The 9,464-nt window shown below is 65.5% G+C and carries 11 protein-coding genes; 6 read left to right on the forward strand and 5 right to left on the reverse strand.

The features are described from left to right. The 3 genes from IVB32_RS06920 to IVB32_RS06930 all read right to left on the reverse strand — a co-directional run. The coding region (locus IVB32_RS06920; protein WP_247410037.1) for an elongation factor G at nt 1-1,893 on the reverse strand (1,893 nt) is incomplete at its 3' end. Nucleotides 1,894-2,061: 168 nt separating this feature from the next. Beyond that, nucleotides 2,062-2,541, reverse strand: coding sequence for a DUF992 domain-containing protein (locus IVB32_RS06925; RefSeq protein WP_026232551.1), 480 nt, complete (start codon nt 2,539-2,541; stop codon nt 2,062-2,064). Nucleotides 2,542-2,701: 160 nt separating this feature from the next. Beyond that, nucleotides 2,702-3,904, reverse strand: coding sequence for a pyridoxal phosphate-dependent aminotransferase (locus tag IVB32_RS06930; RefSeq protein ID WP_007596745.1), 1,203 nt, complete (start codon nt 3,902-3,904; stop codon nt 2,702-2,704). 492 nt (nt 3,905-4,396) lie between these two features. Between IVB32_RS06930 and IVB32_RS06935 the strand changes: the two genes are divergently transcribed. The 6 genes from IVB32_RS06935 to IVB32_RS06960 all read left to right on the forward strand — a co-directional run bounded on the left by IVB32_RS06935 (nt 4,397) and on the right by IVB32_RS06960 (nt 8,287). Continuing rightward, entirely contained in the window at nt 4,397-5,047 is a 651-nt protein-coding gene (locus IVB32_RS06935) for a glutathione S-transferase family protein (RefSeq protein WP_018453545.1), read from the forward strand. Nucleotides 5,048-5,198: 151 nt separating this feature from the next. Then, nucleotides 5,199-5,375: a hypothetical protein gene (locus IVB32_RS06940; protein WP_007614766.1), complete on the forward strand. Its 177-nt coding sequence runs from the start codon at nt 5,199-5,201 to the stop codon at nt 5,373-5,375. A gap of 37 nt (nt 5,376-5,412) precedes the next feature. Beyond that, nucleotides 5,413-5,607, forward strand: coding sequence for a hypothetical protein (locus IVB32_RS06945; protein WP_018453544.1), 195 nt, complete (start codon nt 5,413-5,415; stop codon nt 5,605-5,607). A gap of 129 nt (nt 5,608-5,736) precedes the next feature. Further along, a complete protein-coding gene (locus tag IVB32_RS06950) occupies nt 5,737-6,549 on the forward strand; it encodes a PAS-domain containing protein (RefSeq protein ID WP_018453543.1) in 813 nt (270 codons plus the stop codon). A 66-nt stretch (nt 6,550-6,615) separates the two neighbouring features. Continuing rightward, nucleotides 6,616-7,071 (forward strand): GNAT family N-acetyltransferase, encoded by a 456-nt coding sequence (locus IVB32_RS06955; RefSeq protein WP_018453542.1) that lies wholly within the window; start codon nt 6,616-6,618, stop codon nt 7,069-7,071. Between the two features lie 274 nt (nt 7,072-7,345). Continuing rightward, entirely contained in the window at nt 7,346-8,287 is a 942-nt protein-coding gene (locus tag IVB32_RS06960) for an aldo/keto reductase (RefSeq protein ID WP_247369022.1), read from the forward strand. A gap of 18 nt (nt 8,288-8,305) precedes the next feature. Here the strand turns inward: IVB32_RS06960 and IVB32_RS06965 are convergent, their stop codons facing one another. Both IVB32_RS06965 and IVB32_RS06970 read right to left on the reverse strand, forming a co-directional pair. Further along, on the reverse strand, nt 8,306-8,629 hold the full coding sequence (locus IVB32_RS06965) for an antibiotic biosynthesis monooxygenase (RefSeq protein WP_007596764.1): 324 nt from the start codon (nt 8,627-8,629) through the stop codon (nt 8,306-8,308). A gap of 80 nt (nt 8,630-8,709) precedes the next feature. Beyond that, a partial coding sequence (locus IVB32_RS06970) for a DUF1501 domain-containing protein (protein ID WP_247410039.1) occupies nt 8,710-9,464 on the reverse strand: 755 nt, incomplete at its 5' end.

Consider the following 9,464-nt stretch of genomic DNA (forward strand, 5'->3'; position numbering starts at 1 on the left):
GCGGACGCAGTCCCATCCGCTCCAGCCGTCGCGGGTGTCAAAGCCGAGGATCTGGCCGCGCCGTGCCGACAGAATCGCATTGATCTTGGCGGTGGCGTCGGTCGGGCAGACGATCTCGACCACATGGATCGGCTCCAGCAGCACCGACTGGCATTGCGGCAGGCCCTCGGTGAGCCCGACCCGCGCCGCCGTGCGGAAGGCGAGGTCGGAGGAATCGACGCTATGATAGGAGCCGTCGGTCAGCGTCACCTGCAAATCGGTGACCGGGAAACCGAGCGGGCCGCGGGCGAGCCCGTCGATGACCCCCTCTTCCACCGCGCCGATGTAGTTGCGCGGGACCGCGCCGCCGACCACCTTCTCGGCGAACTTGAAGCCCTCGCCGCGCGGCAGCGGCCTGATGTCGAGCACGACATCGCCGAACTGGCCATGCCCGCCAGACTGTTTCTTGTGGCGGCCGCGCTGGACGATCGGCTTGCGGATGGTTTCCTGATAGCCGATCGCGGGGGGATGCGAAGCGACCTTGACGCCGAAACGATCGCGCAGCCGCTCGCTCGCGACGCGCAAGTGCATCTCGCCCTGACCCCACAGCACGGTGTCGTGGGTCTGCGCGTTCATCACGAAGACGAGCGAGGGGTCCTCCTCGTGCAGCCGCATCAGCGCCTGGCCGAGCTTGACGTCGTCCTTGCGGTCGGTGGCCGCAACCGAGATCGCGAGCACCGGCGGAGTGGGTTCTACGGCGGTTAGCGCTGCCGGCTGGATCTTGCCGCTCGAGACCGTGTCGCCGGTCTTGATCGGGTCGAGCTTGGCGAGCGCCACCGTATCGCCGGCTTCCGCCGCGGTACGCTTGGTGTCGTAGGCCCCGGTGACGGCGAGGATGCCGGAGATGCGGCTGGCCCCTCCGGAGGAGGCTTGCAGCGTGGCACCGTCGTCGAGATGGCCAGCGAGCATGCGCGTCAGCGACAGCTTGCCGCCGTGCTGCGAATGCAACGTCTTGAAGACGAAGCCGAGGGCGTCCCTCGTTTCGGGAACGCCGAGACGTTTTGCCGTTTCCGCGATACCGGGCGCCTCGTGGCGCAACGCTTTCATCAAACGCAGCACGCCGTTTTCGCGTGCGGCGGCGCCCAGCAGCACGGGGCAGATCAGCCCGTCGCGCAATTCGCGGGCGAGATCGTCGAACACGGCATCGCGCGGCGGCTGGATGTCCTCGAGCAGCTGCTCCATCAGCGCATCGTCGTGATCGGCGAGCTTCTCCAGCATCGAAAAGCGGGCCTCCTTCTCGCGATCGAGATCGCCGCCTTGGAGCGCGACCACTTCGGAGGCCTTGTGCTCGCGGTAAATGAACGCACGCTCCAGCGCGAGATCGACGAAGCCCTCGATCAGTTCGTCCTTCCAGATCGGGATCTGGCGCAGCACCAGCGGTACGCGCGAGGCGGGCTGGAGCATCTCGAGCGTCTCGCGGATGCGCTTGTTGGCGCGGTCGATCTTGTTGAGGAACAGGAAACGCGGGATCTCCAGCTCCTCCAGCTCGCGCAGGATGATCTGAAGCTGCGGCAGCTTCTTCTCGTCGGCTTCGCAGACCACGATTGCGGCATCGACCGCAGGCAGCGCGGCGCGCATGTCGTGGGCAAATTCGACGGAACCGGGACAATCGAGGAAGGTGTAGCTGTCGCCCATGAAACTCGTGGTGACGGCAGTCAGCCCGACGGTCATCTTGTGATGACGGGCCTCTGGCGTGGCGTCGCCGACGGAGGTTCCGGCATCGACGCTGCCGGCGCGCGGGATTGCGCCCGTTCGCGCCAGGATGGCTTCGAGAAGTGTGGTTTTACCGCTTTGGAAAGGGCCCACCAGCGCGATGCACCGTGGACCTCGGGGACTTCTGACGTCTTGTCCCATTCGCCGCCTCCTTGGTGTGGAGCTCGGCCCATGATTGGGTCGGCAAACGCTGATGCTCTGCCCGTCCCCGAGATTTGGCAAGCATCAAAAATCGCTGCGGTGCGTCGTCGGTATTTCCTCCTCTCCCGGAGAGAGGTTGAGGAGGAGCGCTTCGGCTGGCGCCGAGTCTCAACGTCCCGGGCGGAGTTCCAGGCTCTCGAGGCCGGCGGCGACGTTGAGGCCGACCTGGCCCTGCACGCTGAGCGGCTGGAGCGCGATCGAATTGTTGGAGCCGCCGACCAGCACGTTGCCGCCGAGACCGACACCGACCGAGGCGCTGCCCTGCGCACCGGCGTAGTTGCCGGCGAGGTCGCCCGGGCCGAGCCGGTTCACCGGCGCGAACACGCCCCACGCCAAAGCCGTCTCCTGTGTGATGCCGATATCCAGACCGACCTTGCGGATCGTCGCAACGTAACGGTCGTCCGGCAAACCATCGACGCGCAGCACGCAACCGAGATGGGTCACCGATCCCACGATGAAGCCCACGCTGGCGCCGCCGCGGCATTCGAGCACGCCCACCTGCACCATCCGCGATTGCGCGCTGGCGCCCGTAACGGAGGCGACGAGGCTCGCAACGGCAAGCCCGGCGAGGAGGAGTGAACGGCGCATGAATATCTCCGGCGATGAATGTGATGCGAGCATGGAGGCGCGGCACACGCCGCGCGATGGTCTATGCCACAACAGTTCCGGTGGCGCCAGATCGTGCAGACTTGAAAGAAAAAGGGCCCGCATTGCGCGGGCCCTTTGATGTCACTTCATGTCTGTGAGTTCAGCGCAGATTGCCGCAGAAGCGCTGGATGCGCTTGCAGGCGTCTTCGAGGTCCGAGGTCTTGGTCGCGTAGGAGATGCGGAACGCGGGGCCGAGGCCGAAGGCCGAACCCTGCACCACGGCGACGCCTTCGGTCTCCAGCAGTTCGGTGACGAACGTCTCGTCATTGTCGATCACCTTGCCCGACGGCGCGGTCTTGCCGATGGTGCCGGCGCAGGACGGATAGACGTAGAAGGCGCCCTCGGGCCGCGGGCACTCGATGCCCTTGGCCTGGTTCAGCATGGAGACGACGAGATCGCGGCGCTCCTTGAAGACCTTGTTGTTGGCGGGGATGAAGTCCTGCGGACCGTTCAGCGCCTCAACCGCGGCCCATTGCGCGATCGACGACGGGTTCGAGGTCGACTGCGACTGGATCGTCGACATCGCCTTGATGAGCTGCGCCGGACCGCCGGCATAGCCGATGCGCCAGCCGGTCATGCAATAGGCCTTCGACACGCCGTTCACGGTGAGCGTGCGGTCGTAGAGTTTCGGCTCGACCTGCGCGACCGTGGTGAACTGGAAGTCGTCATAGACGAGGTGCTCGTACATGTCGTCGGTCATCACCCACACATGCGGATGCTTGACCAGCACGTCGGTGAGCGCCTTCAGCTCGGTCCTGGTGTAGGCAGCTCCCGTCGGGTTCGACGGCGAGCACAGGATCACCCATTTGGTCTTCGGCGTGATCGCGCGCTCGAGTGCCTCGGCCTGGAGCTTGAAGCCGGTCGCGGCGGTGCAGACCACCGGCACCGGCTCGCCGCCGGCGAGCGCCACCATCTCGGGATAGCTGACCCAGTACGGCGCGGGGATGATCACCTCGTCGCCCGGATTGATGGTTGCCATCAGCGCGTTGTAGAGCACCTGCTTGCCGCCGGTGCCGACGATGATCTGGTTCGCCTTGTAGACGACGCCGTTCTCGCGCTGAAACTTGGCGATAATGGCTTCCTTCAACTCGGGAATGCCGTCGACCGCGGTGTACTTGGTCTTGCCGGCTTCGATGGCGTGGATCGCGGCCAGCTTGATGTTCGCGGGCGTGTCGAAGTCGGGCTCGCCGGCGCCGAGACCGATGACGTTGCGGCCCGCCGCTTTCAGCGCACGTGCTTTATCCGTGACCGCGATGGTCGCGGACGGCTTCACACGGTCGAGCGCAGCGGCAAGGAAGGACATCGTCATCTCCTGACAAGCGTCGTGAGCCCTTTGGCTTCACGACTCCGATTGTGGGAATGAACCACCCTAAAACGAGTGCCGTTGCACCGCAAGAAACTTCGGTCCGATCCCGCAAAAGTTTACGTGTCTGGCGTTTCGAGCCGCGATTTCCCGCAATATTCCGTAACTTTGCCGCGCAAACCCCTTATATCCGACAACGCGTGCCCTCGGAGCAATTTTGCGGGCCATGACGATGCGGAAGCTTCAGTGCCCAAGACGCGACCGCGGTGCTCGCACACGATCGCGTCGAGCAACGCACTTGCGCGTTGACGCAAGCGTGAACTGAGTTGGATGGTCGCACGGAAATGATCTTCCGCCGCATTGCAATGCGGTAGGGTTTTCGAGTTTTTCTATTGGCCGGGTCTTGCGGCGGATTCGCATCGGCATCATTGTTTAGCCGCGTTGCGGGGCAACAAGCGCCGCGCCCTCCCGTCGTCCGGAATCATCCCCAGAATGTACAAGCTCTATTCGATGCAGCGCTCGGGCAACAGCTACAAGGTCCGCCTTGCGCTGGCGCTGCTGAACTTGCCGTACGAAGCGGTCGAGGTGGACATTCTGCGCGGCGAGAGCCGCACCCCGGACTTCCTGGCCAAGAACCCATCCGGCCAGGTGCCGCTGCTCGAGGTCGGCGACGATCGCTATCTCGCCGAGTCCAACGCCATTCTCTGGTACGTCGCCGTCGGCACGCCGCTCGCGCCGGAGAACCGCATCGATCGCGCCGACGCGCTGCAATGGATGTTCTTCGAGCAGCACGCGCTGGAGCCGAACATCGGCGCGGCCTATTTCTGGCTGTCGCTGGTGAGGGGCGGCCGCGACCTCCAGACTCATTCGCTGGAGGACTGGATGGAGCGCGGCTATGGCGCGCTCCAGGTGATGGAGAATCATCTCAGGACCAACGCCTATTTCGCCGCCCGCCAGCTCACGGTCGCCGACATCGCGCTGTACGGCTATACCCACCTCGCCGACCGCTGCGACTTCGACCTCTCGACCTTCCCGGCGATCCGGGACTGGCTGAAGCGCGTGGAAGCGGCGCCTGGCTACGTCGCAATGGACTGGCGGCCGGCCGACATCGAGGACCCCGCCAGCATCGCCGCTGGTGCCTGAGGGGCGAGCTCTGGCAAATAGCGGGCATAAAGGTCACCATTGCCGCAATCTCGCCATTTTCGCTCGATTGGCCGCCGCAATATTGCCGATTGCAACAGTGAAATTGTTCGATGTCGCGGGTGATTCGCTCGCGCGTTGAAGGATTTAGACCATGATTCGGGCGTCCGGCACGGCAGGCTTTCAGGGCCCACCCGCTACCGTTTCGTCTTCCCGGCTGACCAACGCGGTCGCGGCCTCGCTCGCCGTCGCCGCGCTCTCGTTGTGCCTGATCGTCACCCTGACGGTGCTGTCGACCAAGGCGACCATGGCGATGGGCCTGCCGGTCTGATTCCCGCTTCATCCTGGACCCGCCTTCAAGGCGCCGCATGGCCCGCGCCGACCGGCATCGCGACAGGACGTCGATGAAATCACCTGTGGTCATCGTTGCAATCACCCTGACCGCGGCCATCCTGGTCGCGGCATCGCTGTTGATCTTCGTCGGCACGCGCAAGGGCCAGGGGACGTCGAAGCTGAATGCGCCCGCGCTGCAACAACGTCTCAAGCACGCGCACTTGGTCTAAAATCATCCGAAAGCTTTGCGCGAGACCCAAAGCGCACCTTAAGCACACCGCGCGAAACCGCATCGCAATGGCGCAATGTACGGTCAGTGTTGCCGCCTTACCTCGTTCAGGAAGGAGCGAGACAGCCCCATGCGGTTGGGATGGCGTGCGATCTCCGGTCCGGCGCTGACGGCAGCGACTTTGCTGCTGACGGTGTTTTTCGATCGCTTCGTCCCCACTCCCTGGCCCGCGCCGCTGCTCGTCTGCATCGTGGCGCTCGCCGGCGCGCTCTCGGGTCCCGCTTCCGCCGTCGCCAGCGCAGCCATCGCCGTCATCGGCGCGGCACTGCTGCTCCTCAGCCGGCACGGCGTTGCAGGCCTTACCACGGCGGATATGATCCAGCTCGGCCTCCTGGCCGCGACGGCCGCGGGCACCGCAGGCATCACCGGCCTGATGCGCCAGCGGCTGCTCGGCACGTTTGCCGCCGAGCGTCGGAGTCACGCCATCGCCGCGCGGCTGTCGGCCGCGCTCGACCAGGTCGATATCGGCATCGTGCTGCTCGATGCCGAGACGCGCGCCGAATTCATCAACCGCGCGTTCCGCGATTATTTTGCGGTGCCGGACGACATCGCCGACGGCAAGCCGCCGTTCGTCGCGCTGATGTATCACGGCCGCGACACCGGCGCGTTCGAATTGCCCGAGGACGAACTCGGCACCTTCATCGCTCAGCGCATGGAGATGGTCCGGATCGGCGATGCCACGCCGATCAACATCGCCTTGCGCAATGGCGAGGTGTTGCGCTTCGTCTGTGCCGCGCTGCCCGACGGCGGCCGCATGCTGAGCTACACGCCGGTGACCGACCTCGTGCGCCACACCGATGCGCCGTCCCGCGCCGACTACTACCGCTCGCTGCGCGATCCCGCGGGCCGCAAGCTGATCCGGTATCTGCGCGTCGCGGAGTGATGCGCGATTGATCAGCACGTCCATCATCACGTATGAAGGACGCCTCATCGATCGCGGGAATTTCATATGTCGCTCACCATTCGCCCCGTCACCAGGCAGGACTACGATCAATGGCTGCCGCTGTGGGACGGCTACAACGCCTTCTACGGCCGCTCCGGTCCGACCGCGCTCTCGCCCGAAATCACGCGCGTGACATGGCAGCGCTTTTTCGATGCCTATGAGCCGGTGCACGGATTGGTCGCCGAGAGTGACGGCCGCCTGCTCGGGATGACGAATTACCTGTTTCACCGCAGCACCACCGCGATCGAGCCGTCCTGCTATCTGCAGGACCTGTTCACGACCGAGGCCGCGCGCGGCAAGGGCGTCGGCTCGGCGCTGATCCACGGCGTCTACGAGCGCGCAAAGCTCATGGGATCGCCGCGCGTGTACTGGCAGACGCACGAGACCAACGTGACGGCGCAGCGCCTGTACGACAAGGTCGCCGAGCGTTCCGGGTTCATCGTCTATCGCAAGATCTTCTGATCCTCGCGATCGCGCCGCCTGTGGATAACTCTGTCTGTCACCTGCGCGTAACATAGCGGGACTAGGCTGCAGCTGCGTCTGGTCAGCCCCCCGTCACCGATCAAGCGCCCCAAAGCGGTCCCCGTCAGTCGCCGCGTCTGACAGGGGCCGCATTTTTTTGTCGGCAGTCCTTGTCGGCAGCCTTGTCAGCATGGCAGCAACGCGGCGCACGGCTTGCTGCGGCGGGGCACCGCGGTCACAATGCGCCCCTGCCCATCTCCGACGGGGATCTCCCATGGAAATTCGCAATCTCGGCGCCTCCGGCCTGCGCGTGTCTGCGGTCGGGCTTGGCTGCAACAATTTCGGCCAGCGCACGGACCTGGAGACCTCGCGCAAGGTGATCCACGGCGCGCTCGATCTCGGCATCACGCTGTTCGACACCGCCGACATCTATGCCGGCATGGGCGGTTCGGAAACGGTGCTCGGCACCGTGCTCGGCGACCGCCGCAAGGAGATCGTGCTCGCCACCAAATTCTCCAAGCCGATGGCGGCCGACGGAACCAAGCAGGGCGCTTCGCGCCGCTACATCATGAACGCAGTCGAGGCGAGCCTGACGCGGCTCAAGACCGACTACATCGATCTCTATCAGCAGCACGATTACGACCCGCTGACTCCGATGGAGGAGACGCTGCGCGCGCTCGACGATCTCGTCCGTCAAGGCAAGGTGCGCTACATCGGCAATTCCAATTTTCCGGCCTGGCGCCTAGCGGGGGCCGAGTTCACCGCGCGCGCGATGAATGTCAGCCGCTTCGTCTCTTGCCAGGACGAATACAGCCTGCTGGTGCGCGACATCGAAAAGGATCTGCTGCCGGCGGCACAAGAGTACAAGCTCGGCCTGCTGCCGTTCTTCCCGCTCGCAAGCGGGCTGCTCACCGGCAAGTACCAGCGCGGCGCGGCCGCCCCGACCGATACGCGCTTCGGCAAGGTACCGGCATTACGCGACCGCTATGTCACGCCGCGCAACGAGGACATCGTCGAGAAGCTCACGGCATTTGCGAAAGCGCGCGGGCACAGCATGCTCGAGCTCGCCTTCTCCTGGCTCGCCGCGCGCCCGCAAGTGTCGAGCGTGATTGCCGGCGCCACCCGCGTCGCGCAGGTCGAGGAGAACGTGAAGGCGATTGCGTGGAAACTCGGTGCGGAGGAGATGGCGGAGATCGACAAGATCACGCTGGGCTGATCTTTGCGGCGGCGCGCGCTACTTGGCGCCGCGCCCCACCGTCTGCATCACCTCGAAGCCCTCGAACTGGGGATGGCCGAGATAGGTCGGCTTGGTGTCGCCGGCCCGCGCGTGCGCGGCACGAAAGGCATCCGATTTGGTCCAGGCCTCGAACGCCGCATGGTTCGCCCACACCGTGTGCGAGGCGTACAGCGTGTGATCCTCGAGCTCGGGGCCACGCAGCAGATGAAACTCGACGAAGCCCGGCACCTTGTCCAAATGAGTATCGCGCGAAAGCCAGACCTGTTCGAAAGCAGCCTCGGAGCCCTTGGCGACGCGGAAGCGGTTCATGGCGATGTACATGGGTGATGGTCTCCTGACGTTCGGCCGATCATGTCGTCATTCCGGGACGCGCCGCAAGGTGCGGGCCCCGGAATCGTAGGTTAAGCAACCAACCCCTTCATCGGACGTGCGCTTGCGCTATCTGGAAACACCGTCTCGGCCAGCACGCGATCCGACAGGCCGAACTGGCCCTGCAGCACGCCCTTGATCACGGAGCGCAGATCGGTGGTGGGCTTGAGGTCGCGGGCCTCGAAAAGGTTGGCGGGCTTGAGGCCGGGCCAGTCGGCGATGACGCGGCCGCCCTTCACCGCGCCGCCGGCGAGCAGCGCGATCGTTCCCGTGCCGTGATCGGTGCCGTCTGTGCCGTTGATGCGCGCGGTGCGGCCGAATTCGGTGGCGACCACGACGACGGTGTCGCGCCAGCGTTCCCCTAAGCCGCTTTCGAACTCGGCGAGCGCACCGTCGAGCCCGCCGAGCAGGAATGCGAGGCGACCGACAGGGCCGCCTTCATTGGCGTGCGTGTCCCAGCCATCGAACGCGAGCGCCGCGATGCGCGGGCCGTCGTCGGACGCCATCAGTTTTGCGGCGCCGCGCGCGACCTGCCGCATCTGCGCGACCGCGTTGCCCGGCTTCGGCTTCATGTCGTCGCCGCTCGCGGCCTTTTCCAGCGCAAGGCCCTGCGACAGCACAGCCGCCAGCGCGGGATCGCGGTGACGATAGAGCTCGACCAGACGCATTGCGGTGTCGTCATCGGCTTGCGGCAGCGCCACCGGCGCCCAGCCGACGGTCGGCGCATTGCCGCGCAGCACCAGCGGCGTGGTCGGGCCGACGGCAAGAGCACTCGACACCCGCTCGC

The organism is Bradyrhizobium sp. 23 (genome assembly GCF_023073295.1).
In the GTDB taxonomy this organism is placed as follows: Bacteria; Pseudomonadota; Alphaproteobacteria; order Rhizobiales; family Xanthobacteraceae; genus Bradyrhizobium; species Bradyrhizobium canariense_D.